Origin of the sequence: Streptomyces albireticuli (genome assembly GCF_002192455.1) — a bacterium.
Lineage (GTDB): Bacteria > Actinomycetota > Actinomycetes > Streptomycetales > Streptomycetaceae > Streptomyces > Streptomyces albireticuli_B.
Map to the genome: position 1 here is coordinate 6,957,767 of NZ_CP021744.1, position 23,379 is coordinate 6,981,145.

Below are 23,379 nucleotides of genomic sequence, written 5' to 3' on the forward strand. Positions count from 1 at the left end.
CGGACGAGCGGCGGTGGGTGGTGCGGCGATGAGTGACTTGGTGGCCGGCGGGAACCGGGCGATGCCGGGGGGCACGCTCTCCATACGGGTGCCCGGCCCGTTCGATCTGTCGGTGATCGTCACCGGCGAGGACGGCCGGACCGCCGGGGACGGCGACTTCGTCTTCTTCAACCAGCCGGCGGCCCCGGGCGCCCGGCTGCGCGAGGACACCGTCACCGTCGACCCCGCGCGGCTGCGCCGGGGCGCCGCCAAGGTGACGGTCGTCGTCAGCCCCGCCGACCCCGGCACACCGCTCGCGGCGCTGCCCGTACCGGTGATGACGGTCACCGGCCCCGGGGGCGCGGTGCTGGCCCGGTTCACACCGCCGCGCCCGGCGCGGGAGACCGCGCTGCTGCTCGCCGAACTGTACCGCCGGGGGACCGGGTGGAAGCTCCGCGCCCTCGGGCAGGGGTACGCGGAGGGCCTGGCCGGCGTGGCCCGCGACTTCGGCCTCGACGTCGTCGAGGAGGACGCCCCCGCGCCGGCCGCCGGCCCGCGAGGCGGAGCCGCCCCGTACGGCCCCACGCCCCGGGTGCCGGCGCCCCGCACACCCGTGACCCCGTCCCACGGGCCCGGATCCGCCGAAGCGGACGGCCTCCTCGCGCTCGTCAACGCGGAGCGGTCCCGGGCCGGCGCCCGGCCCGTCACGGCCGACCCGAGGCTGTCGGCGGCCGCCCGCGCCCACGCCGTGGACATGGCCGCGCACGGCCGCCTCGGCATGGAGAGCGCGGCCGGGACCTCGCTGTTCCAGCGGATCACGGCGGGCGGCTACGCCTACCTCACGCTCGCCGAACACCTGGTGTCCGGCCCCCGCACACCCGCCGAGTTCCTGGAGTACTGCCTGCGCGGCACCGAGCGCCGCGCCCCCGTCGGCGACCCGGCGTTCGTCCACCTCGGCGTCGGCCACGCCGTCCACGCCGGGTCGGGCGACGCGTACTGGACGGTGGTGTGGGCGGAGCCGTTCACCCGGGCCGGTCTGGAGCGGGCGGCGGCGGAGGTGCTCGCCCTCACCAACGCCGAGCGCGGGGCGGCCGGCCTGCGCCCGCTGGCCGCCGACGCGCGGCTGACCACGGCCGCCCAGGGCCACAGCGCCGACATGGCCGGCCGGGGCTTCTACTCCCACACCACCCCGGAAGGCGGCGAGCCCTGGGACAGGGCCGCGGCCGCCGGGTCCGCGCACCGGGGCATCGGCGAGAACATCGCGTGCGGCCAGCGCACCCCCGCCGAGGTGGTCCGGGGCTGGATGAACAGCCCCGGACACCGTGCCAACATCCTCAAACCGGACTTCACCCACCTCGGCGTCGGCTACGCCACGGGAGGCTCCGCCGGCACGTACTGGACCCAGCTCTTCGGGGCCGCTGGATGAGCTGGGGCGCGCGGAGCTCAGACGACGCGGATGCCCAGGGCGTAGGCAGTGATCGAGGACGGGTCGGACCAGAGGTGGTCCTTCGACGCCGCGGCGAAGCTGGGCGTCTGCGAGGTGGCCGGTTCGAGGCGCCACAGCAGATTGCCGGCGCCCCGCCAGTGCACGTCGCCACCCCCGCCCGTCAGCGCGTACCCCGGTGTCACCGAGGCGACGGCGGCCGGGTGCGCGGTCTGGCCGGAGTCGGCGCGGGTGACGGACGACAGGACCCGCCCGACCGGGAGGTCACGCCGCAGGGCGATGGCGTACGCCCTGATGTTGGCGGGGTCCGACTGCCCGTGGTCCTTCGACCGGGCCTTCCAGGAGAACTCCGTCGAGGGGAACGAGGCCGTGGCGAGGTTCCCGGCGCCGTGCCAGTCCACCCGGAAGCCGCCGCCCACCAGGACGTAGTCGTTCGACGAGGGGATGCCCGCCTCGGCCTCCGGGTGCGGGGCGGTGCCGCTGTCCGCGCGTGACACGTAGACGGACCGCAGGAGCTGGGCGCGGCTCAGGCCGGCGATCTTGAGGCCGATGACGTACGAGGCGAGGGTGTGCGGGTGGCCCTGGAGGTGCTCCTTGGAACCGACGGTCCAGCCCGACAGGTCGTCGGTGGGGTAGGAGGCGGTCAGCAGCGCCCCGGGGTTGCCGTCCGTCGCCGTGGCGCCGCCGCCGATGGCGATCATCTCGCCGTCGCCGACGAGGGTCGTCTTGTCGGTCCAGTGCGACTGGGGAGGGTTGCCGTAATGGGAGAAGACGGACACGGTCACACGCCCGGAGGCGTCGTGGAAGGTGTTGAGGGGCGTACCGACGGAGCTGAACGACCGCCGTGGCGACGCCGTGCCCGCCGCGAAGGCCGTCCCGCCGCCGATCGCTCCCACGGCCGCGACGCCCACCGCGGCCGTCGCCGCCCGGAGCACTTCTCTTCTGGATCTCATGGCCTGCCTCTCGTCGGAACGCGCACCATGACGCTTCGTCAAAAATGGACACTAGACCCGGACATGGGCACTTCAGTACCGCTGGAAATGGCCGTTGGCGGCGGGGCTCCGGGACACCCTCCGGGACACCCTCCGGGCGCGTCGCGCGCGGTAGGGCGGTGTCGGCGCGCCGCCGCCACGCAGAACCTCTCCGGTGGCAAAGCGGAGCCGGGAGAGGTGCGCTGGACACAGGTGTGCGACCCCTGTCCGGCCGTTCCCGGGAGCAACGCAACCCCCGGATCGGGTGAGCGGCCACGCTCGGGTGAATCGCACAAGTCCCGCCGGGCGTCCGCCCCCGGGAGTGCGGGCCGCTCGGCTCACCCTCGAATTCCCGTGCGGGAAAACGCCCTTCGGTGGCCGTGACTCGCCCGATCGGGGGTCGTTTTCCCGATCGTCCGTCCGATCCGGAGCCGGCGGGGAGGTGTCCTGCCTCACCGTCATGACCGCCATGCGAACGCCGCGAGGACGCGGTAGCCGTTCGAACAGGAGAGGAATCCACCCACCATGACCCACACCGTGACCAGCCGTCCCCGTGGCCCCAAGCCTCCGGTCGCGCACGCGGCCATCGGCGTCGGCGTGATCGTCGTCGACCCCCGCGAGCGGATCCTGCTGGGGCACCACCACGCCGGTGTCTGGGAGCTGCCCGGGGGCTCGGTCGAGCCGGGGGAGTCCCTCCAGGCGGCCGCCGTGCGCGAGCTCCGCGAGGAGACCTCGCTGGCCGCCGCCCCGGCGGACGCCGAGGTGACGGCGCTGCTGCTCGACGACGCCGGGGGCGTCAGCCGGCTGACGGCCGCCGTGCTCGTCACCGCGTACGAGGGTGAGCCGGTCGCCGCCGAGCCCCATCTCGTGGCGCGGTGGCAGTGGTTCCAGCCGGACGCGCTGCCCGGCCCCCTCTTCGTCCCCTCGGCGCAGGCCCTCACGGCGTGGCGGCCCGGGCTGGCGATCGACCACCCGCCGGCCCACCGCTACCCGATCGCGTTCTGAGGGCCGCCCGGACAACATCGCTGGACAAAACGGGGCATTTCACATGCATCGGCCCGCGCGCGCAGAGAGAGCCTCGCGGTGAAGTACAAGTCCCGGCTCCCCTTCCTCTTTCCGGACCACGGGGGATATCTCTGGAGGTGTGCGCGCGGCCCGCCGAGCCGGGCGCACCCGAAAGGAGCCCACCATGCACGACGCCCCGTCAGGCCTGCCCGAGGAAGGGCGAACGGCCCCGGGAACGCACGAGTGGTACGTCGACTCCAGGTGCACCAACTGCGACGTCGCCCGCCAGCTCGCCCCAGGACTCATCGAGGAGATCGGCGGCCGCGCGGAGGTCGTCCGGCAGCCGCGCGACGCGGCGGAGCTCCGGCAGATGTACGCCGCGGCCAACGCCTGCCACACCCGCTCGATCCGCCCCGGGGCCGGGCGGCTCGACCCCGGACAGGACCCCTTCCCGCTCGCCCTGGACGCCCACGTCCACCTGTGCGGACACAACTCCACCCACAACGCCGGCGCCAACTCCTACCTCCTGCGCCGCCCGTCCGGCACCATGATGATGATCGACACCCCTCGGTGGAGCACCGCGCTCGCCGCGCGCTACGAAGCACTGGGGCCCGTCACCGACGTCCTCCTCACCCACTACGACCACGCCGCGCACGGCCGCGCCTACGCCGACCGCTTCGGCGCCCGCCTCTGGATCCACGAGGGGGACCTGGAGGCGGCCCCGGACGCCGACCGGGTGCTGCGCGGCACGGAACCGGCCGTGATCGGCGACGGCGTGGTCGCCTACCCGCTGCCGGGACACACCCTCGGCAGCGTGCTGTACGTCGCCGACGAGCGCTACTGCTTCAGCGGCGACAGCCTGTACTGGTCCCGCACGACGGGCGACGTGGAGGTGGTGGAGAGCGTCACCTGGTACTCGATGGCCGAGCTCAGCGCCTCCCTGCACCGGAACGTCGACCGGCTGCGCTTCGAATGGCTGCTGCCGGGCCACGGCGACCGCAAGCGGCTCCCCGCCCCCGAGATGGCCCGCCGGATGAGGGAGCTGACGGTGCGGACGCGGACGATCCCGGAGCAGGAGGTCGACTTCACCGCCGTGCGCTGGTGACGCTCCGGCACCGGGTGTCCCACTCGTGCCGGAGGACGGAGTAGGTCACGACGTCGTGCCAGCGCCCGCCGGTACGGACCCAGTCGCGCATCCTGCCCTCCTGTGACATGCCCGCCTCGGTGATGGTGCCGTGCGTGACGGGGTGGTCGTGGCGGCGCAGCCCCCAGATGCGGTGCAGCCCCAGCCGCTCGAAGCCGAGGCCGATCATCAGCCGCAGGGCCTCGCTGCCGTAGCCCCGGGACCACACCTCCGGTACGAGGACGAGCTCGTTGAGCCAGCCGGAGAGGTGGTGCGGGGGCTCCAGCGTCATCCCGACCGTCCCGATCATGGTGGAGCCGCCCAGCGTGGTCACGGCCATCTCGTACCGGGTACGGGGAGCGTCGAACGCCGTCCTGCGGCGCTCCTCGTACTTCGCGGCGGCCTCGTCGGCGTCCAGGGAGTCGAAGCGCAGATAGCGCGTGACCCGCGGGTCGCCGTACAGGCGGGTCAGCACGGGAAGGTCCTCGGACGTCAACTCCCGGAGGCACAGCCGGTCTCCGGTCACCGTGGCGGGGTACATTCTCGCGGTTTCCTCTGTTTCGACCAGGTGCGAGCCCTCGACCTGCGTACAGTCCGCTGCATGTCTTTGACGGCCCGGCACTTCAGCGACGTGGACAAGGCCCCGAGCCCGGGGGCGTACGAGGCGTATCTGGAGCTGGCCGAGCGCTCCGCGCCCGTCACGGCCCTGCGCGCCCACATCGCCCAACGACTCGGCCGGCCGCCGGGACACGGCGTCGACGTCGGATGCGGCACCGGCCACGCGGTCGCGGAGCTCCGCGCGGCGGGCCTGTCCGTCATCGGGGTGGACCGCAGCAACTCCCTGGTGCGGACGGCCCGCACCCGCTTCGGCGGGAGCGCCTGTCTCGTCGGTGACGCCATGGCCCTGCCCTTCCCGGACGGGCGCCTCGGCTGGTACCGCGCGGAGCGGCTCCTCATCCACCTCCCCGACGCCGGGCACGCCCTGGAGGAGGCCCGCCGGGTGCTCCGCCCCGGCGGCCGCGTCGTCCTGGCCGACCCCGACTTCGCCACGCTCGCCGTCGCCTCCGGCCACGCCGCCACGACCGGCCCCGCCACCGAGGCCTTCACCAGGGCCCTGGCCGACGGCCGCGCCGGCGCCCGCCACGAGACCCTTCTGCGGCGCGCGGGCTTCACCGACCGCGCCACGAGCACGGTGCGCCTGGTCTTCACGACGTTCGCCGAGGCGTGGCCCCTGCTCGTGGAACCGGCCTGCGCGGCGGGGACGGCGGCCGGTGTCCTCGGCCCGGAGCAGGTGCGCGCGCTGCGCGAGGAACAGGAGTCCCGCGACCGTCGGGGACTGGTGGAGGCCTCCTGCGTGGCACACGTGACGACGGCGACCCGCGCGTAGCCGAGGCCGTACCCGGGCATCCGCGGCACCACCTGACCGCCGCGGGGCGGCGCCCGGCCCGTGCGCGGACGGTCAGCCGCGGGCCCAGGCGCTGACCCCGAGCTTGCCCGTCGTCCCCAGGTCGATCAGCGACGGCACCGTGAGCCGGTCCGCCCCGGCGGACGGGGCGAGCGACACATAGGCCCCGTTGGCCGGCGTCCCGTCCGTCACGGTGTTCCGCCACACCAGCCCCGTCACCGCCTGCTCGCCGGGCCGCAGGGCGACGCGCACGGGGCCGGCGTCGAAGCCGCCGTCGGTCATGATGTCCGACGCGCCGTGCCGCACGTCCACGGCGAGCGGCTTCCGGCCGGCGTCGAGGACGCGTACGTCCGGATAGCCGTTGAGCACCCGGGTGGTCGTACCGCAGTTGGTCAGCCTGAGGGTCATCACCCGCAGGCCCATCGCGGCGTTCGCCTCCTCGGCCGCGAGGGACACACCCGACCCGGGGCAGACCGGTGACGACGACGCTGCCGAGGGGGACGGCGCGGAACCGTCGACCGTGAGCGGGGGTATGGAGGGGAGCGACACGGCGGGCGAGGGCGCCGCGGCCGGCCGGGCGGGCTCCGCGGCGGGCGCGTCCGACGAGTGCGCCGTACCGCAAGCGGTGAGCAGGACCGTGGCCGCGAGCAGTGTGGCGAGGCCCAGGGCCGGCCGACGGCGCGCCCGGGGTGCGCGAGCCGTACGGGGCGATCCGGCCGTGCCGGGGGTGGTGGGATTCATCCCGTCATCATCCCAACGCCCCATCGGGCCCACCAGGGCACCCACCGCGCTGTCGTACCAGGGTGCTACCGGTACGGGGGGACAGCCCCCCGTCGATCGGCCGGACAGCGGGATGTTCCCGGCCGGGGCGCCTCGGCGATCGTGGACCCCACGGAGAACGTGACGTACCGCGTCACGTACAGGGAAGGACAGATCGTGCGACGCAAGAGTTCACCGGCCAAGGCCGTCACGGCGGTCATGGCGCTGGCCCTCGCCGGCGGGACCGTACTGACCGCCACCGGTGCCACGGCGGCCCCCGCCGGTACCCCGCGCCCGGCCACCGACGGCGTCTGGCGCATGGACGGTTACGGCACCGTGCTGGTCCTCTCGGACGGACACCTCCAGGAGTACCAGACCACCGCGGTGAGCTGCATGAAGAGCGACTCGGCCGAGCGGACGGGCACCGGCGCCGGACCGGTCGCCTCCTACACCACCGGCGGCGGGGTCGTCCTCACCGTGCGCGCCCGGCCGGGCGGCGACCGGGCCAGCCTCCACGCGGACGGCGCGGTCGGCGACCGCGGCCTGCGGCGCGTGGCGGCGCTGCCCGAGTCCTGTGGCCACCCGGTGGACGAGAAGGACTCGCTCGCCTCCTTCGACGTCTTCTGGCAGTCCTTCGAGGAGAACTACCCCTTCTTCGCCGCCAAGGGCATCGACTGGCACAAGGTGCGCGACCAGTACCGCCCGAAGGTGCGCGTCGACACGCCCAAGGAGGAACTCTTCGCGCTGTTCGGCAAGATGGTCGCGCCGCTGAACGACGCGCACGTCGCCGTCCAGGACGGCGGGAAGGTCTTCGCCCGGACGCGCCCCGGCACGGAGATGCCCGGCCCGGACCTGGACAAGCGCGCCAAGGCCCACATCCTGGAACGCGACCTCAAGGGGCGGAAGACGCACGAGTTCGCCAACGGCCGGATCACCTACGCCGACCTGCCGGACGGGCAGGGCTATCTGCGTATCTCCGGATTCGGCGGCTACGCGGCGGAGGGCGCCCCGTACGCCACCCAGCTGGCCGAGCTGGACCGGGCGCTGGACGCGGTGTTCACCCGCGAGCGCGTCAGGAGCCTGCGCGGTCTGATCATCGATCTGCGGGTCAACGGCGGCGGTTCCGACGCCATGGGGCTGCGCATCGCGGGGCGGCTCACCGACACCCCGTACCTCGCCTACTCCAAGCGGGCCCGCAACGACCCCGCCGACGCGACCCGGCACACGCGCCCGCAGCCGCTGTACGTCACGCCGGCGAAGGCCCCCCGGTACACCGGCCCGGTCGCCGTGCTGATCGGCGGCTCGACCGTCAGCGCCGGTGAGACCTTCACCCAGGCGCTCATGGACCGGCCGGGCGGTACGGTCCGGATCGGGCAGCACACGCAGGGCGTGTTCTCGGACGTCATGACGCGCGTACTGCCCGACGGCATGGCCGCCTGGCTGCCCAACGAGGAGTTCCTGAACCGCTCGGGCCGGTCCTACGACGGGCCCGGCATCCCGCCGAGCGCCCGCATGGAGGTGCCGGTCTTCACCGAGGAGGAGTTCCGGGCCGGCCGCGACTCGGCCTTCGACAAGGCCGTGGAGGTGCTGCGGAGCCGGAAGGCCTAGCCGCGGGACGGGCGTTCAGAAGCCGGGCGGCGTCTCCGACCAGACGCAGACCGCCGGGACCGCACCGGGGTTGTGATAGCGGTGCGGGGTGGTCGACGGGAAGCTGACGGTGTCGCCCGGCGTCAGGTGGTAGTGGACGCCGTCGACCCAGTAGTCGAGCTCGCCGCTGAGCAGGAGGCCGGCCTCCTCGCCCGCGTGGGTGTGGGGGCGGTCCCCGGAGGACGCCCCCGGCGCCACCTCCAGGAGCATCATCTCCAGGCGGCCGGCGGGGTCGGGGTTGAGCAGCGTGTAGGTGACGCCCTCCACCCCGGCGCGGGTGAGCTCCACCCGCTGGTCGGGCCGGGTCACCACGCGCCGCCCGCCGTCGATCTCCCGGAAGAGCCGGCTGAGGGAGACGCCCAGGGCGTCGACGATCGTGCGCAGCGTGTTGATGGTGGGGCTGTTGACATCGCGCTCGACGTTGCTGAGGTAGCTGCGCGACAGCCCCGTCAGCTCGGCCAGCCGCTCCAGCGTGTGGCCCTTCTCCAGGCGCGCGCGGCGGAGGTGCCCGCCGATCCCGGCCTCCTGGGGTGCCCGCCCGGGGGCGGGCCGGGTGTCGTCGGCGGTCACCTGGATCCTCTTTCGTCTGCGGATGCGTCTGGTGCGTCTGCTGCGTCTAGTAAAGAAGGCGCGGCATCCAGCATAGTGGACGTCCGCTGTCGAGGATGCTCTACGCTCCATCCGATATAGAGCACACGCAGAGCACACGCGAACGTACGTCCGGAGGCCCCATGAACCACGAACCCGTGCTGCCCGAGCTGCGGCTGGACCTGCGCGCGCTGGAACACAACGTGGAGCTCATGGCCGCCTGGTGCCGTGACCAGGGCGTCGAACTCGCCCCGCACATCAAGACGACCATGACCCGCCCGATCGTGGAGCGGCAGCTGGCCGCCGGCGCCTGGGGCGTCACCGTCGCCACCGTGCGGCAGGCCGGCATCGCCCTGGAGTGGGGCGTCCGCCGCATCCTGATCGCCAACGAGGTGGTGGACGCCCCCGGCCTCGCCACCCTGCGGCGGTGGCTCGACACCGTGCCCGGCCTGGAGCTCTACGGCCTCGTCGACTCCCGGGCCGGCCTCGACCTGGCCCGCGAGGCGCTGCGCGGCGTCGCCGAACCCCTCCGGATCCTGATCGACGTGGGCACACCGGGAGGGCGGACCGGGGTCCGGGACCCCGCGGAGGCCCATGCCCTCGGCGAGGCCGTCGCCGACCCCGGCGCCTCCCCGGGACTGCTGCTCGCCGGTGTCGCCGGCTACGAGGGCGTCCGCCCCAACCGCCGGGACGCGGACACCCTCGCCGACGTCGACGCGCACTGCCGCCGGACGGCCGAGGTCCTCCACGGCCTGGCCCCGCTGATCCGGACCGGGCGGCCCGTCCTCAGCATGGGCGGCTCCGCGTTCCCCGACCGGGCCGTCGACGCCTACCGGGAGCTGACCGCGCGCCCGGACGCCCCGGCACCGCTGTTCGTCCTGCGCTCGGGCTGTTACGTCACCCACGACCACGGCACCTACCGGCACGTATCGCCCTTCCCCGGGCTGGAGGCGGCACTGACCGTCCGCGCGGTCGTCCTCTCCACCCCCGAACCCGGACGGGCCGTCGTGGGCGCCGGCAAACGCGAACTCCCCTACGACGCCGGCCTGCCCGTCCTCCTCGGCGCCCGCACCCCGGGCGAACCGGCCCGCGCGGTGACCGGCACGGCGGTCCAGATCTTCGACCACCATCTGACGCTCACGGACGTGGACGGTCTGCGGGTGGGTGACGAGGTCGATCTTGGTGTGTCGCATCCGTGCTCGGCGTTCGACAGGTGGCCGGATGTCGTGGTGGTCGATGGGGAGGGGGTGGTGGGGGAGGTGTGGCATCCGCGGTTCCGGTAGCGGGTGGGGGCGCGGGGTGCGCCTGCGGCGGGCCTTTTCCCCATCCCGCCCCTTCCCGAATGTCCTCAAACTCCCCCAGCTACCGCTGGGAGGTGCCCCCGGACGGGCTGAAATTCAGCCCGTCCGGCGTTTGAGGATGCCGCGCGAAGCGCGGAAACGGGGGTCCGGGGGCGAAGCCTCCGGTACGGGAAGGGGCGGGGCCGGGGAAAAGGCCCGCCGCAGGCGCCCCGCACCCGCACCCGCACCGGCCCACCCCCCCTCACCCCCCCGACTCCTCCTCACCCAAATCCACCCGCGGAAGAATCAGCACCCCCCACGTCACCAGCACCGCCCCCACCCCCTCCGGCACCAGCCACCACCCCGCCCGCACCCTCTCCCCGTACACCAGGATCCCCAGCGCCAGGCTGACCAGCCCCTCGCCCAGCGTGAGGGCCGGCTGGGAGGCCACCAGCGGGCCGGACTCCATGGCGTTGGCCAGGAGGAAGAGCGCGCACGCCCCGGCGGCCACGAACGCGTAGGTCTGCCAGGCGGTGAGGAAGGCCCCGGCGCCGTGCCGCTCGAAGACACCCGTGGCGGACTTCATCAGCGTGGCGGTCAGGGCGTAGCTGATCGCGGAGGCGGAGCTGAACAGGGCCGCGCGGGCCTTGCCGCGCGGGCGGGGCAGGGCGGCCAGTACACAGAGCGCCATGGCGCCGGCGGTGGCGAACAGGGTCAGCGCCCACAGGCCGGCGGAGGCGGTGCTGCGCCCGCCGCCGGGCGCGGCCGCGGCCAGCGCGAGCCCGAGCCCGCCGGCGACCATGACGGACGCCGCCCAGCCGGCCGCGGGCAGCCGCCGCCGGGACAGCGCGCTGGCGATGAGGAGGGTGAAGGGGAGTTCGAGCACGAGGAGCGGCTGGACGAGCGACAGCGAACCGAGCGTCAGGGCCAGCGCCTGGCACGCCGCCGCGCCGACGATGACGGCGATGCCGCCGAGCCACGCCGGGCTGCGCAGCAGGTGCCGGACGAGCCGGACGCTGAAGGCGTCGCCCGGCGGCACGGTCCGCGCGGCCACGCGCTGGAGCACCGTGCCCGTGGCGTTGCCCACGGCCGCCAGGAGGGCGAACAGCGCGGAGAGCAGGGCCATGGGTCGGTTCCTCGGGTTCCGGGTGCCGGTCGCCGGTTAGGTCGCCGCCCCGGCCACTGGCCGCAACGGTCGCAGAGTGACCGGGCGCGCCGGGGCCGCACCACCGTGCGGGGACGGCGACCACACGATCGGGCGTGTCCGGCGCGCACGGTGGGGCGTACGGGTGCCGCCCCGGCACCCGGCACGGACGCCGGTACCGGGCGATGTACGGGCTACGGCTACAGCGCCCGGCGCATGCAGACGCGCGGCCAGCGGTCCAGGCCGTGGACCGCCTCCGCCTCGCGGATCTCGCGGAGGCCCGGCGTGAGCTCCGCGTCCGGGACGGGACCGAAGCCGCACCGCTCGTAGTACGGGCCGTTCCACGCCACCTCGGTGAAGGTGGTCAGCGTGAGCGCCGGGGCGCCCCGCTCCTTCGCCCAGCCGCCGACGTGTTCGATGAGGCCCGCACCGATGCGCTGCCTGCCGTGCGCGGGGTCCACGGAGATCTGCTCGATGTGCGCGCAGCCGTCGACGAGGTCGACGACGACATAGCCGACGGGAACGTCCCGGTCGTCCGTGTGCACCCAGGCGCGGTCGTCGTCGATGTACTGCCGGAGCACTTCCGGGGACGGCGGCTCGTCGTCCGCGATCGCTGTCATGTCGATCTCGGAGAACAGCCTTCCGGCGGCCCGCTCGATGTCCCGCAGACGCGGGATCTCTTCTCTTCTGGCTTGACGGATCACGAGGTGCATCGTCATCCCGGCACGGCCGGCGGTGCAAGCCCGTCGACGTGCCGGGGGCGCCCGCTCGCTCCTGAGGTTCCCGGGGCCCCGGACCGCCGCCCCCGGAGGGGCGGAGCGCGGGACTCGGTCATTTCCTCGGGCGGGACGATCCCCTGGGCGCGGGCGACCTGGGACGACGGTGTTCCGGCGGACCGCCGCGGCGGCGCGCGGCCGAAAATCGCTTAACGTGCCGCCGGGAGCGGCCCGATACTCCGACGCACGGGCCCGGCCACGCCGCCGGCCCGGACACGGTGTGCGCCCGGCGGTTCCGACATGGGGGAGTGAGCGCATTGCCCGGAGGCTCCGGACGCCTGTTGCGCCGGTGCGCGGTTCCTGTGGCCGTGACCACCGCCGCGCTGGCCCTCGCCGTCCCCGCGCCGGCGTCGGCGGCCGGCCCGGCGCCGTGCCGGGCGCGCCCCGGCGAAGCGCATGTGGACTGGACCGGGAGGAGCTTCACCGGCGACTTCTGGTGCGAGCTGGAGCCCGGGTGGATCCGCATCCAGTCGCGCTCCACCAGCTCCGTGATCGGGCGCATGGAGTTCTCCCCGAGCTGGATCGTGTGCTGGAAGAAGGGCAGTGACTACCTCGGTGACAACCGCTGGTACTACACGCAGGGCGACCGCGTGCTGGCCAGCCCCGCGTCGAAGGCATGGGGCTACATGCCCGCGGTCGCGGTCAGGGCACCGAGCCATCCGGTGGCGGGCATGCCCGAGTGCCCCTGGACCGAAGGCTCCTCGCCCTCGGCACCTTTATGAGGATCGTGAGGGTCCGTGAGGGTTCGTAGGAGCCGCCCCCGCTTCGCGGTACGCGAGAGGAGCTTCGCTTGAGACGGCACTCACCGGGCGCCCCGGCCCTCCGCCCCTGGCGGCGCGGCCGTGGCGGCGCGGCCGCGGCCGTGACCTGCGCGCTGGTGTCGGGGTCCGTGCTGCTCGGCCCCGCGCCGCCGGCCGCCGCGGCGGGAGTCTGCGGGCTCCGCGAGGGGGTCGTCCTGCGGGACGCCATCGGCAATGTCTTCAACAAGGCGCTGTACTGCGACAACGAGCCGTCGGACGTCTACGGCAAGGCGGACTTCGGCGCCGTGATCACCGGCTGGCTCAAGCTGTCCCCCTCATGGTTCACGTGCTACACCCTCGGGCCGAAGGACACGAAGGGGAACAACTACTGGTACTACGTGCAGGGCGACCAGGTGGCCGATCTGCCCAAGATCAAGGGGTGGGGAGCGGTGCCGGGTGAGGCGGTGAAGGTGCCGGCGGGGGTGGCGCACCCGTTTCCGGGACTGCCGAACTGTCCGTGGGTCTGAGGGGAGAGGCATGAGACCGAGACCGAGACCGGCACGGGTGCCGCGACCGGGACGACACCACATCGTGGCGGCGGTCCTCGCCGCCACCGCCCTGACCGTCACCGCCACGACCACCGCTTCCGCCACCCCCGCCCCCGTCGCCGAATGGCGCCTGTGCATGTTCCTGGGCGGCCATCCCTCGGTGCAGAAGGGGAGCGGGGGTGAGGCCGTGCGCCATCTCCAGTGCATCCTCAACGAGGTGTACCGGTTCCAGAACGTCACCGTGAACGGCGTGTTCGAAGAGGTCACCGAGGCGTCCGTGAAGACCCTCCAGAGGCAGTTCGGCCTCACCGGGACCGGCGTCGTCGACGCCGCCACCTGGACCGCCCTGCACCCTTGATCCCTCACCCGCCGAGCAGGGGGCCCGCCATGCCGTCACTCTCCCCGACGCCGCTCGTCGTCCGGTCGCGCGCGCTCGTCACGCTCCTGGCCGCCGCGGTGCTGCTCGCCCTCGCGCCTGGGCACACCGGCCCGGCGCGGGCCGCCCCGCGGCAGGAGATCAACATCCTGTCCGCGCACAGCGGCAAGTGCCTGGAGGTCGCCTCCGCGGCGGAGGGCGAGGCCGTGCGGCAGCAGCGCTGCGTCGGCAGCCCCCGGGCCCTCTGGTACGTACGGGCGTCCGAGGCCGGCGGCGGAACCGTCAACATCGTCAACGCCTACAGCGGCAAGTGCCTGGAGGTGGAGAACTCCAGCCCGCTGAACGGCGCCGCGATCCGGCAGGGGAACTGCGAGGGCCGGCCGGGAGCCGACTTCGGCCTGGCGGACGCCGGGAACAACGCCTGGCTCCAGCCGGCGACCGCGTCCCCGCGCAAATGCGTCGAGGTCACCGGCTCCTCCCTGGAGGACGGGGCGCCGCTGCGGCAGTGGGACTGCGCGCGCCAGCCCGGCGCCGAGTTCATCCAGCGGTCCGACCCGGTGCGGGAGACGACGCTCGTCAATGTCAACAGCGGTAAGTGCCTGGGGATCGAGGGGCGGAGCCCGGACGACGGGGCGAAGGTCGTCCAGCTGACCTGCTCCGGCGCGGCCCTGGACCAGAAGTGGCAGGTCGGCACCGCCGCGGGCGGCGCGGTCACGCTGACCAACGTGTACACGGGGAAGTGCCTGTCCATCGAGGGCGCGAGCACCGAGAACGGTGCCCGCGGCGTCCAGACGACCTGTGGCGGCGGCGCCGAACAGGCATGGCTGGCACGGCCGCAGGGCACCGGGTTCCACACCCTGGTCAACGTCAACAGCGCGAAACTCCTGGGCATCAAGGCCGTGAGCTCGGACGAGGGCGCGGAGACGGATCAGTGGACGGACTCCGGCACCAGGGACCAGCTGTGGCAGATGATTCCCTCGGTGACCGGAGTGGTGGACCGATTGGCGTGATTCCGTTCTGACGAGTGGGTAGGAATCGATGTGACGGGAGCGCAGGGAATTCCTTCGGCTCCTGTGTGTGCCGCTTCCTTGCGAGTGCGTGAGTGACGAACGGGCATTCACCGACGGGGGCAGTCCGCTTGGCGGCCGTGGCCCATATACTTCGTCATGGTGGCTCGATGGCCGGGCCGACCGCCCCGACGCTCTCCTGCGCCATCGTTCGTCGGGCGGCTCGCACCTCCCTATCATCGTCACAGAGAGCAGGAATCGCTGTGCTGATATTCTCCGTGTTGGGCGCACTGGAAATAAATGTCCCGGGGCAGAAGATCGAGATTTCCGGGGAACTCCAGCGGACACTCCTCCAGACCTTGCTCGTCGGCGAGGGGGAAAGCGTGTCCAGCGAGGCGCTGATGCGGCGGATGTGGGGCGAGTCTATGTGGGACGTCCAGCCCAACACCCTGTACGCCCATATCAGCAGGCTCCGCCGCAGGCTCAGGGCGCTGGAGCCGGAGCGCACGGAGCCGCGGCTGACCGTCCACCCCTCCGGCTACCGGCTCGCCCTCGGCGAGGGCGAGCTCGACGCCGCCGAATTCGTCAAGAAGATCAACAGTATCGAGGCGGGGAAAAACAATTCCCCCGGTGATTCGGTGCGGCTGTTACGGGAAGCGCTCGCCATGTGGCGCGGCCCCGCGTTCGGCGACGCCGCGAGGACCCCGGCGTGCAGAAGGGCCGCCGCGCGTTACGAGGCGTACCGCCTGCGCGCCTTGGAGCTCCTTTTCGGCGCCGAACTGGAGAATGGCAACCACGCCACGATACTGGCCGAGTTGTACGAGACGCATCTTGCCCATCCTTTGCACGAGCGCTATTGCGAACTGCTGATGATCGCCTTCTATCGCTCCGGCCGGCAGGCCGATGCCCTGGAGACCTATCGCCGCATGTGGCGCCATCTCGCGGACGAATTGGGCGTCCGGCCCTCGCCGCAGCTCCAGCGCACGGAACAGGCGATACTCTCGCACGACCCCGCCCTGGACCACCCGGCCGTGCCGCCGGACGTCTCGGCCCGGCCGGCTCCTTGGGCGAGATGTCCGGTGCTCTCGTGAAGTGAGCCGGCGCAACGGGCGGGCGAGGCAAGGCGGTCGGCGGTCCCGGTCGGCTCAGGTCAGGGCCGGCCCTTCGGCGTCAGGACGAGCTGGGTCTGCGTGGTCTGTCCGACGAGCCGGCCCTCGTCGTCCCGCAGGTCGGTCTGCACCACCACGACGGTCCCGCCGACGTGCAGCGGGCGGGCGGTGGCGTGCACGCCACCCGAGCGGACCGCGCGCAGGAAGTTGGTCTTGGACTCCACCGTCGATGTGCCCGCTCCCGCGGGGAGGTTGAGGTAGGCGCACACCGCGCCGACGGCGTCCGCCAGGGTCATCAGGGCACCGCCGTGCAGGACGCCGCCGACGGTGCACAGCTCGGCGGACCAGGCGAGGCTGCCGCGCGCGGCCTCCGGCGTCGCCTCGTCGAGGGTCACGCCCAGGTGCGACGCGAGCGGCATGGCGGCCAGGAGGTCGGCGAGGCCGGGCGCCCCGGACCCGCCCCCGGCCGTGGCCGCGGGCGTGGGATCGGACGCGGAACCGGGTGTGGAACCGGGCACGGAATCCGGCATGAGGGGCCGCCTTTCGGGAGGAGGACGCTGCCGGACGCCAGTCTGTCGGCGCCCGGCGGCGACTGCCAGGGCTTCGGCACGGCCGTGAGGGAGCCGAAGTCCTGAACGCGTCCAGGAGCCGTCGCGGCGGGCCGGCGCCCTCCCTCAGGAGCAGCCGCCGCTGCCGCAACTGGAGCACGAACTACAGGAGGAACAACTGCTGTAACCGCTGGATGAGCTACCCGAATCGCCGGCGCCGCTGGTGTCACCGGAGCCTCCGGTGTCGCAGGACGCACCCACGACGATCGCCGAAGAGGATCCCGCGGAGGAGGCGGCGGCAGCCGTCGGGCGGCGTGCCCCCGAGCACGCCGCCCTACCGCCCCGCGGTCCCCCGTTCTCCTCACCGCGAGACGGAACGTGTGGCCCCGTCAGACCTGGATCAGCAGGCCTTGACGTACCACACGGGTCCCCAGTTGCCCGTCGGGTCGCCGGAGGCCGCCGGCGGGGTCGAGTAGATGAGCTTCTTGTTCTTGTCGTACATGCGGGCGACGGTGCCCTTGCTCTGGTTGTTGTACCAGGAGCCGCCGCTGTTCCAGCCGTCCGGTATCTCGTAGTAGACGTTGCACTTGGTGATCTTCCATGCCGTGCCCTGGTAGTTGGCCTTGGGGTAGCCGCAGAAGTACAGCTTGGGACAGTTGGCGGGAGCCGCGGCCGCCGTTCCGGAGGTCTCGGCGGTGCCGGCCGCCGTGGCCGGGACGACCGCCGTCGTCAGTCCGGCGACCGCCGCGGCCGCGGCCAGCCCGATCCTCGTGCGCCTGCGCAGTGACATGGTGATCCCTTTCCTGTCGCGGTCCGGGAGACCGGCGGGTGCCGGGCCCCCGGCGCGGGGTCCTTGTCGTGCCTCGGACGTTTCGACGGCGAATCTAGCCGGGGGGCTCGGAGCCGGTCGTCAACCCGGTGCCGTACGTACGCGGGGGCCTGCCGGGGCGCCGCCGCGCCGCCGCGTCGGCCCCAGGGTGGAGAACCGCCCGGACCCGGTCCCGTACGTCACCCCAGGGGTGGAGCCGCGGGTCCGCACCGTCGTACCCCGGCCCGACGCCCCTGCGGACCCGCGCCGGTACGCTGCGCCAATGCGCTTAGGGACAGGGCCGGTCCAACGGCGTCTCGTCGACGTGGTCATCGCCGTCACCATGACGGCTCTGACGATCACCTTCGCGCTCCAGTACCACCCCGGCGCCCCATGGCCCCCTTTCGACGCGTGGGCGATCGCGCTGAGCGCGGTGACGGGCCTGCCCCTGGCCTTCCGCCGCGCCGCGCCCCGTACGGTCCTGGCCGTCTCCTGCGCGGGGCTGGTCCTCTACTCCGCCGGCGGCTACCAGCCCTCGGCCAATGTGTGGCCGCCCATGCTGGCCTTCTTCACCGTCGCCACCGAACTGCCGACCCGTCAGGTCCTGCCCGGGGCGCTGCTGACCGCCTGCGTGTGGGAGTACGCAGGGCTCTCCGCCCACGTCCTCTCCGTCGTCGTGGCCACCGCGCAGACGGTGCTGGTCCTCGGCCTGGCCTGGGCCTTCGGCGCAGGCGCGCGCCGGCTGGCCGAGCGCAACGGCCAGCTGCGCGTCCTCACCCGCCGCCTCCAGCTCGAACAGGCCGCCCGGGCCCGCCACGAGGTGACCGAGGAGCGCATGCGCATCGCGCGCGAACTCCACGACGTCGTCGCCCACCACCTGTCCGTGATCGCCATCCAGAGCGGCCTCGCCCGCTACGTGTTCGACACCGAGCCCGACACCGCCCGCACGGCCGTGGGCACCGTGGCCGACACCGCCCGGCAGTCCCTGGAGGAGATGCGCGGCCTCCTCCAGGTCCTGCGCCTGCCGCCCGCCGACGGCAACGGCCCGGAGGCCCCCGTGGCACCACCGGAGGGCTCGACGCCCGGCCTGTCGGACCTGCCCGAGCTGGTGGAGCGGGTGCGCGCGGCGGGTGTCGACGCGGACCTCTCCGTCACCGGCGTCGCCCGCCCCTTGCCGCCCGGCGGCGACCTGTCCACGTACCGGATCGTCCAGGAGGCGCTGACCAACGTCCTCAAGCACGCCCCCGCCGCCCGCGCGACCGTGGCGCTGCACTACGCCAGGGACCTGCTCGTCGTCCGCGTCGACGACGACGGAGGCGGGTCCGGCGCGGAACGGCTGCCCGGTGGCGGCCAGGGATTGCTGGGGATGCGGGAGCGCGCCAAGCTGTACGGCGGTACGTTCGCCGCGGGGCCGCGGCGGCAAGGGGGGTACGAGGTGCTGCTGACACTGCCGCTGCCGGCCCCGCCGGCCGGTGCGTACCGCGCGGACACCGGTACCGGACGGCCGCGCGCGGGAACGGACCCGGCCGGCACCGGGCGGGGCGGGGGAGAGGAAACAGGGCCATGACCCAGCGGAGGACCCGTGTCCTCGTCGTCGACGACGAGATCCTGATCCGTGCGGGCCTGGCCGCCCTGCTGCGGGCCACACCCGACCTGGAGGTGTGCGGGCAGGCCGAGAGCGGCGAGGAGGCCGTGGCCATGGCCGCCGAACACCGCCCCGACGTCGTCCTCATGGACATCCGGCTGCGCGGCGCCGACGGCGTCACCGCCACCGGACGGATCCTCGCCGAGGCGCCCGACCCCCGCCCCCGCATCCTCATCCTGACCACCTACGACCTCGACGAGTACGTCTACGCGGCGCTGCGGGCCGGTGCCGGCGGCTTCCTGCTGAAGGACACCCCGCCGGAGAGGCTGTTCACCGCGATCCGCACGGTCGCGGCGGGCGACATGCTGTTCGCGCCGACGGTGACGCGGCGGCTCATCGAGGCCTACACCACGCGGCATTCGGCGTCGGTGGCCTCCGGGGGCGTCCCCGAAGGCGGCTCCGAGGAGGTGGCGGGTCTGCTGGATCCGCTGACGCGGCGCGAGCGGGACATCCTGGGGCTGGTGGCGAAGGGGCTGACGAACCCGGAGATCGCGACGCGGCTGACCGTCAGCATCTCCACGGTCAAGACGCACATCAACCGGATCATGACGAAGCTGGATCTGACGAGTCGGGCGCAGGCGGTGACGCTGGCGTACGAGTCGGGGTTGATCAGGCCTGCGGTGTCGTGACGGCGGGTGGGGTGCGGGTTGCCGCTGCGCGGGGTTTTTTCCCCAGCCCCGCCCCTTCCCGCTGCATCCGATGTGCGGCTCCGCCGCGTGGCGGGGGCGAGCCCCCGGGCCCCCTTTTCCGCGCTCCGCGCGGTGTCCTCAATCGCCGGACGGGCTGATTTCAGCCCGTCCGGCGATTGAGGACCGGGGTCCGGGGCGGAGCCCCGGTATCGGGAAGGGGCGGGGCTGGGGAAAACGCCGCCCGCAGGGCACCCCACCGGCCCAGCCTCACCTCACGCCGCCAGTTCGTACGCTTCCAGCCGTTTGATCAGCCGCCGGACCACCAGCAGCGGGATCACCCCGAAGACCCCGAACGACATGTCGACCAGCTGCCAGTAGAACGGGATCCCCCGGACCGAGCCGCAGATCAGGGCGAGCGGAACGATCCCGGCACACGCGATCACGCCGAACTCGATGACCCAGATGTTGCGCACGGGGTCCCGGTACGGGCCGTAGAACGCCACCGCGATGACCAGATGCGCGAAGGCCAGCCAGTCCGTGCCGTACAGCACGAACGGATACTTCGCGTCGGTCGCGTCCAGGCCCTCGCGGACCCTGACCACCCACTCCATCAGCCCCGGCAGGTGCTCGGGGACCGGGGAGGCGCCGGAACCCAGCACCTCCTCCATCCACCGCACTTCGGTGACCAACGGAAACGCCGTCAGTCCGCTCAGTACGAGACCGACGATGAAGACGATCAGCCAGATTCGAATACGGCGCTTCAGTGCGCTACGCCCGTCCATGATCGGAGCGTACGCCCGCCCCCATGACTCCCCGGCACCGGGTCCGACCAGGCTTTACGAGCCCGTGGCCGGACCGGTGGGGGCACCGTCGCCGAGGCGGGGCCGGCCGTCGGAGCCCGGCCGGAAAGCACCGCCGCCATGGGAAAGCCGGGCAATGGAGGGGCCCCTGATGCCTCTGGTGTGCGTGACGCCCCGTGGCCATTTCGCGTGGTCGCGCCCGGCCCCGCGGACGCGACAGATTGGGCGGCGGCGTACAGGACGGTCGCCGGTCACCACGCGGCCGTTCCCGACGCCGGCGGACAGCTGAAGTCCCTCCCACCGGCGCCGGGGCCCCTCGACACAGAAGGAGAAGGCGAAGTGGCGCAGAACGGCGAACGGTTCTCCAAGGACCTCGGCGAGTTCCTCAAGAAGATCACCCTGTGGTACGAGACCAACCACGAGGGTTTCCGGACCCTTTACGACGCGGCGGTCGCGAACGTGGTCCCGTACCCGGACGACACCCCGGAAGAAGTGCGCTGCGACTGGAAGAACAAGGACATCCGGTTCCTGTGCGACTTCTTCGAGGAGTGGTACAAGTGGCGGTCGGGGGTCAACGACGGGCTGGACTACATCGAGAAGTTCAGCTGGCTCAACTACGAGAACGACTACGGCATGGTCTTCGTGACCTGCGGCCCAGGGTACGAGATGACCGCCGACTTCACGCATCTGCAAGGCAAGCAGATGGACGAGGAGGGGCCGGCGGCGCAGCAGCTCATCGAGAAGTGGGTCAGGGAACTCGGCAAGAAGCGCATGGGCGAGTACAAGAAGGAGGAGTGGAAGACCTTCAACGACTTCTTCGTCCGGCAGCTCAAGGAACCCCGGCACATCGACGCCGAGGGCGACGACAGCGTGGTGGTGGCCCCCGCCGACTGCGTCATCAACATGATCGTCGATGAGCTGACCGAGGACACGCCGATCCCGGTCAAGACGGTGACCATGAACGTCGCGCAGCTGCTGGGCAATTCCAGTTACGCCGAGAGGTTCATCGGCGGCACGGCGGTGTCGTGCATCCTGATGCCCGACAGCTACCACTGGTACCACTCCCCGGTGACGGGCGACGTGGTGGAGGCGAGCGAGAACCTCCCGGGCGTGTACTACGGGATGCGGGACTTCCCCGGACTGCTCGACAAGGGCAACGTCGGCTACGGGTACGACTACTCGATGTTCGACGACTTCCGCCGGGGATACCTCGTCATCAGGACCAAGTACCTGGACGCCGCCGGAAAGGTGGACGGCGAGGGGTACGTCGGCATGGTTCCCGTCGGCCTCAACTCGATCGCCTCCGTGAACTTCCTGAAGAAGTTCAGGGGCCCGATCGAGAAGGCGGTCCCGGTGAAGAAGGGGGAGCAGATCGGGAACTTCAAGTACGGCGGGTCGCTGAACATCCTGCTCTTCGAGAAGGGCCGTTTCCCCGCGGTGCAGCTCCTCCAGGGGCAGCGCATCGGTGTCCTGGAGGACCCGGAGCGTACGGCCGGGATGTTCAGCCACTCGTACCTCACGAGGTCCCAGCGCCGCCGCCCCCTGGCCCCCTGACCCCGCCGCCGAAACGGATAGGTGAACCATGCCCCACGACGACCTCGTCACCTCGATCCCGGCGAACATCCCCAACACCCTGAGCATCGACTTCCACACCAAGGACACCAGGAAGGCGCGTTCCTACTCCGGATACGCGCACATCGACAGCACGGAGAACCCGGGGACCGAGAACCACCTCTTCTACTGGTTCTTCGAGAGCCAGACCTGCAACCCCCATGTCGCGGCCGCGGACCAGCAGGCGCTCATCACCAGCACGCCGCTGCTGATCTGGCTCAACGGAGGGCCCGGCGCCTCCTCGCTGCTGGGGCTGTTCCTGGAGAACGGTCCGCTGTCCATCGGCGACGACGCCGCCGGGACGGTCTCGGTGACCTCCAACACCTGGAACCAGGAAGCGCACGTCATCTACTGGGACCAGCCCCTCGGCACCGGGTACAGCTATTCCGACGCCGGCGAACAGGTCAAGGACGAGAAGGCCCTCGCCCGGATGTTCTGGGAGGGTCTCCAGAAGTTCTTCGCCATGCACCCGGAGTACCTGCGATGTCCGCTGTACGTCTGCGGGGAGAGCTACGCCGGGAAGTACGTACCGGCGATCGCCCTGGAGATCGACGAGCGGAACCGCCGGCACGAGGGGGAGCACCTCGACCTCCAGGGGATCTCCGTCGGCAACGGCTGGATCAAGCCCGAGCTGTCGCTGCGCGTCCTCATCGACTACGCCTACACCACCGGCTTCCTCGGCATCAGCCAGAAGGAGTCCCTGTACGAGGACTACGCCGTCTTCCAGGCCACCCTCGGCGAGCGGAAGATGAAGAGGGCCACCAAGCTCGGCAACGACCTGGTGGCCAAGGTCCTGGCCTACGGCGGGAACTTCGACCTCTACGACGTGCGGCGCTGGGACGACCTGCCCATGGGGGCGCTGCGCGCCTACCTGGACAGCGAGGCCGTGAAGAAGGCCCTGCACGTCCACACGGACGTCACCTGGCAGTGCGCCGACAACGACGGGCCGGTGGCCGAGGCGCTGGTGAAGGACAACATGGCGGACGCCTCCCACCTCTACACCGAGCTCGCCGACAAGGGCTGCAAGACCCTGCTGTACACCGGGAACTTCGACACCGCCTGCGGCTATCAGAGCACCGAGGAGATCCTCGACGACCTGATGCGGCGGAAGGGGGCTCAGGAGCACGCGGAGTGGCGCAACGCCCCCCGGCTGATCTGGACCCAGGCGCAGGGGAACCCGAAGGGTTTCGTCCGCCGGCACGGGACGCTGACGCAGGTCAGCATCCCCGACTCCGGACACCAGGTGCCGGCGTTCCAGCCGCAGGTGTGCCGGGAGATGCTCTACAACTGGCTCTTCGACCGGCCCTTCCCCGGCTACGACCCGCAGCAGCCGCTCAAGCCGGTCAACGGCGACGCCGGCCCGCGCAAGGGGTGACGGCCCTCCGTCGCCCGGGCCGCGCCGGCCCCACCTGACGGGCCGGTCCGCGGGGAGCCGCC

The 23,379-nt window shown here is 72.5% G+C and carries 24 protein-coding genes; 15 read left to right on the top strand and 9 right to left on the bottom strand.

Features of this window, described 5'->3' with window-relative positions; all coding sequences use genetic code 11:
• The first annotated feature begins 28 nt into the window (after positions 1-28).
• On the top strand, positions 29-1,405 hold the full coding sequence (locus tag SMD11_RS30010; protein ID WP_087929428.1) for a CAP domain-containing protein: 1,377 nt from the start codon (positions 29-31) through the stop codon (positions 1,403-1,405).
• Between the two features lie 17 nt (positions 1,406-1,422).
• Here SMD11_RS30010 and SMD11_RS30015 read toward each other — a convergent pair whose 3' ends face one another.
• Positions 1,423-2,376: a hypothetical protein gene (locus SMD11_RS30015; protein WP_159395388.1), complete on the bottom strand. Its 954-nt coding sequence runs from the start codon at positions 2,374-2,376 to the stop codon at positions 1,423-1,425.
• A gap of 543 nt (positions 2,377-2,919) precedes the next feature.
• On the opposite strand from SMD11_RS30015, the gene SMD11_RS30020 reads away from it, so the two are divergent.
• Positions 2,920-3,399, top strand: a complete 480-nt coding sequence (locus SMD11_RS30020) for a nucleotide triphosphate diphosphatase NUDT15 (protein WP_087929430.1) — start codon at positions 2,920-2,922, stop codon at positions 3,397-3,399.
• A 184-nt stretch (positions 3,400-3,583) separates the two neighbouring features.
• Complete coding sequence (locus SMD11_RS30025) at positions 3,584-4,504, top strand: MBL fold metallo-hydrolase (protein ID WP_087929431.1); 921 nt, start codon at positions 3,584-3,586, stop codon at positions 4,502-4,504.
• Here the strand turns inward: SMD11_RS30025 and SMD11_RS30030 are convergent.
• Positions 4,485-5,063: a GNAT family N-acetyltransferase gene (locus SMD11_RS30030; RefSeq protein ID WP_087929432.1), complete on the bottom strand. Its 579-nt coding sequence runs from the start codon at positions 5,061-5,063 to the stop codon at positions 4,485-4,487. The genes SMD11_RS30025 and SMD11_RS30030 overlap by 20 nt on opposite strands.
• 60 nt (positions 5,064-5,123) lie before the next feature.
• On the opposite strand from SMD11_RS30030, the gene SMD11_RS36910 reads away from it, so the two are divergent.
• Positions 5,124-5,909 (top strand): methyltransferase domain-containing protein, encoded by a 786-nt coding sequence (locus SMD11_RS36910; protein WP_087929433.1) that lies wholly within the window; start codon positions 5,124-5,126, stop codon positions 5,907-5,909.
• A gap of 72 nt (positions 5,910-5,981) precedes the next feature.
• Here SMD11_RS36910 and SMD11_RS30040 read toward each other — a convergent pair whose 3' ends face one another.
• Positions 5,982-6,668, bottom strand: a complete 687-nt coding sequence (locus tag SMD11_RS30040; protein WP_159395389.1) for a DUF4232 domain-containing protein — start codon at positions 6,666-6,668, stop codon at positions 5,982-5,984.
• Between the two features lie 237 nt (positions 6,669-6,905).
• On the opposite strand from SMD11_RS30040, the gene SMD11_RS30045 reads away from it, so the two are divergent.
• Complete coding sequence (locus tag SMD11_RS30045; RefSeq protein ID WP_087930812.1) at positions 6,906-8,294, top strand: S41 family peptidase; 1,389 nt, start codon at positions 6,906-6,908, stop codon at positions 8,292-8,294.
• 15 nt (positions 8,295-8,309) lie between these two features.
• Here the strand turns inward: SMD11_RS30045 and SMD11_RS30050 are convergent, their stop codons facing one another.
• The gene (locus SMD11_RS30050; protein ID WP_199843983.1) at positions 8,310-8,903 is read right to left on the bottom strand and encodes a cupin domain-containing protein; all 594 of its coding nucleotides are present in this window, start codon (positions 8,901-8,903) and stop codon (positions 8,310-8,312) included.
• Positions 8,904-9,064: 161 nt separating this feature from the next.
• On the opposite strand from SMD11_RS30050, the gene SMD11_RS30055 reads away from it, so the two are divergent.
• A complete protein-coding gene (locus SMD11_RS30055; RefSeq protein WP_087929436.1) occupies positions 9,065-10,204 on the top strand; it encodes an alanine racemase in 1,140 nt (379 codons plus the stop codon).
• Between the two features lie 259 nt (positions 10,205-10,463).
• Here SMD11_RS30055 and SMD11_RS30060 read toward each other — a convergent pair whose 3' ends face one another.
• Positions 10,464-11,327, bottom strand: a complete 864-nt coding sequence (locus SMD11_RS30060) for a DMT family transporter (RefSeq protein ID WP_087929437.1) — start codon at positions 11,325-11,327, stop codon at positions 10,464-10,466.
• Positions 11,328-11,545: 218 nt separating this feature from the next.
• On the bottom strand, positions 11,546-12,058 hold the full coding sequence (locus tag SMD11_RS30065; RefSeq protein WP_087929438.1) for a GNAT family N-acetyltransferase: 513 nt from the start codon (positions 12,056-12,058) through the stop codon (positions 11,546-11,548).
• A gap of 371 nt (positions 12,059-12,429) precedes the next feature.
• Between SMD11_RS30065 and SMD11_RS30070 the strand changes: the two genes are divergently transcribed.
• The 5 genes from SMD11_RS30070 to SMD11_RS30090 all read left to right on the top strand — a co-directional run bounded on the left by SMD11_RS30070 (position 12,430) and on the right by SMD11_RS30090 (position 15,883).
• Complete coding sequence (locus tag SMD11_RS30070) at positions 12,430-12,843, top strand: hypothetical protein (protein WP_159395390.1); 414 nt, start codon at positions 12,430-12,432, stop codon at positions 12,841-12,843.
• 68 nt (positions 12,844-12,911) lie between these two features.
• Complete coding sequence (locus SMD11_RS30075; RefSeq protein ID WP_087929440.1) at positions 12,912-13,388, top strand: hypothetical protein; 477 nt, start codon at positions 12,912-12,914, stop codon at positions 13,386-13,388.
• A 10-nt stretch (positions 13,389-13,398) separates the two neighbouring features.
• Complete coding sequence (locus SMD11_RS30080; RefSeq protein WP_087929441.1) at positions 13,399-13,767, top strand: peptidoglycan-binding domain-containing protein; 369 nt, start codon at positions 13,399-13,401, stop codon at positions 13,765-13,767.
• A 29-nt stretch (positions 13,768-13,796) separates the two neighbouring features.
• Positions 13,797-14,795 carry an RICIN domain-containing protein gene (locus tag SMD11_RS30085; RefSeq protein ID WP_087929442.1) on the top strand — a complete coding sequence of 333 codons (999 nt, stop codon included), beginning with the start codon at positions 13,797-13,799 and terminating at the stop codon, positions 14,793-14,795.
• A 260-nt stretch (positions 14,796-15,055) separates the two neighbouring features.
• Positions 15,056-15,883: an AfsR/SARP family transcriptional regulator gene (locus tag SMD11_RS30090; RefSeq protein WP_087929443.1), complete on the top strand. Its 828-nt coding sequence runs from the start codon at positions 15,056-15,058 to the stop codon at positions 15,881-15,883.
• A 59-nt stretch (positions 15,884-15,942) separates the two neighbouring features.
• Here SMD11_RS30090 and SMD11_RS30095 read toward each other — a convergent pair whose 3' ends face one another.
• Both SMD11_RS30095 and SMD11_RS30100 read right to left on the bottom strand, forming a co-directional pair.
• The gene (locus SMD11_RS30095; protein WP_087929444.1) at positions 15,943-16,431 is read right to left on the bottom strand and encodes a PaaI family thioesterase; all 489 of its coding nucleotides are present in this window, start codon (positions 16,429-16,431) and stop codon (positions 15,943-15,945) included.
• Positions 16,432-16,849: 418 nt separating this feature from the next.
• Positions 16,850-17,239, bottom strand: coding sequence for a peptidase inhibitor family I36 protein (locus SMD11_RS30100; protein WP_087929445.1), 390 nt, complete (start codon positions 17,237-17,239; stop codon positions 16,850-16,852).
• Positions 17,240-17,540: 301 nt separating this feature from the next.
• On the opposite strand from SMD11_RS30100, the gene SMD11_RS30105 reads away from it, so the two are divergent.
• Entirely contained in the window at positions 17,541-18,824 is a 1,284-nt protein-coding gene (locus tag SMD11_RS30105; protein WP_159395391.1) for a sensor histidine kinase, read from the top strand.
• Positions 18,821-19,531, top strand: a complete 711-nt coding sequence (locus SMD11_RS30110) for a response regulator (protein ID WP_087929447.1) — start codon at positions 18,821-18,823, stop codon at positions 19,529-19,531. Before SMD11_RS30105 ends, SMD11_RS30110 begins: the two co-directional genes overlap by 4 nt.
• A 272-nt stretch (positions 19,532-19,803) precedes the next feature.
• Here SMD11_RS30110 and SMD11_RS30115 read toward each other — a convergent pair whose 3' ends face one another.
• The gene (locus SMD11_RS30115; RefSeq protein WP_087929448.1) at positions 19,804-20,313 is read right to left on the bottom strand and encodes a hypothetical protein; all 510 of its coding nucleotides are present in this window, start codon (positions 20,311-20,313) and stop codon (positions 19,804-19,806) included.
• Between the two features lie 357 nt (positions 20,314-20,670).
• Here SMD11_RS30115 and SMD11_RS30120 point away from each other — a divergent pair, with 357 nt between their 5' ends.
• Complete coding sequence (locus SMD11_RS30120; protein WP_234366222.1) at positions 20,671-21,885, top strand: phosphatidylserine decarboxylase; 1,215 nt, start codon at positions 20,671-20,673, stop codon at positions 21,883-21,885.
• A 28-nt stretch (positions 21,886-21,913) separates the two neighbouring features.
• Positions 21,914-23,317 carry a S10 family serine carboxypeptidase-like protein gene (locus SMD11_RS30125; protein ID WP_087929450.1) on the top strand — a complete coding sequence of 468 codons (1,404 nt, stop codon included), beginning with the start codon at positions 21,914-21,916 and terminating at the stop codon, positions 23,315-23,317.
• Positions 23,318-23,379: the final 62 nt, after the last annotated feature.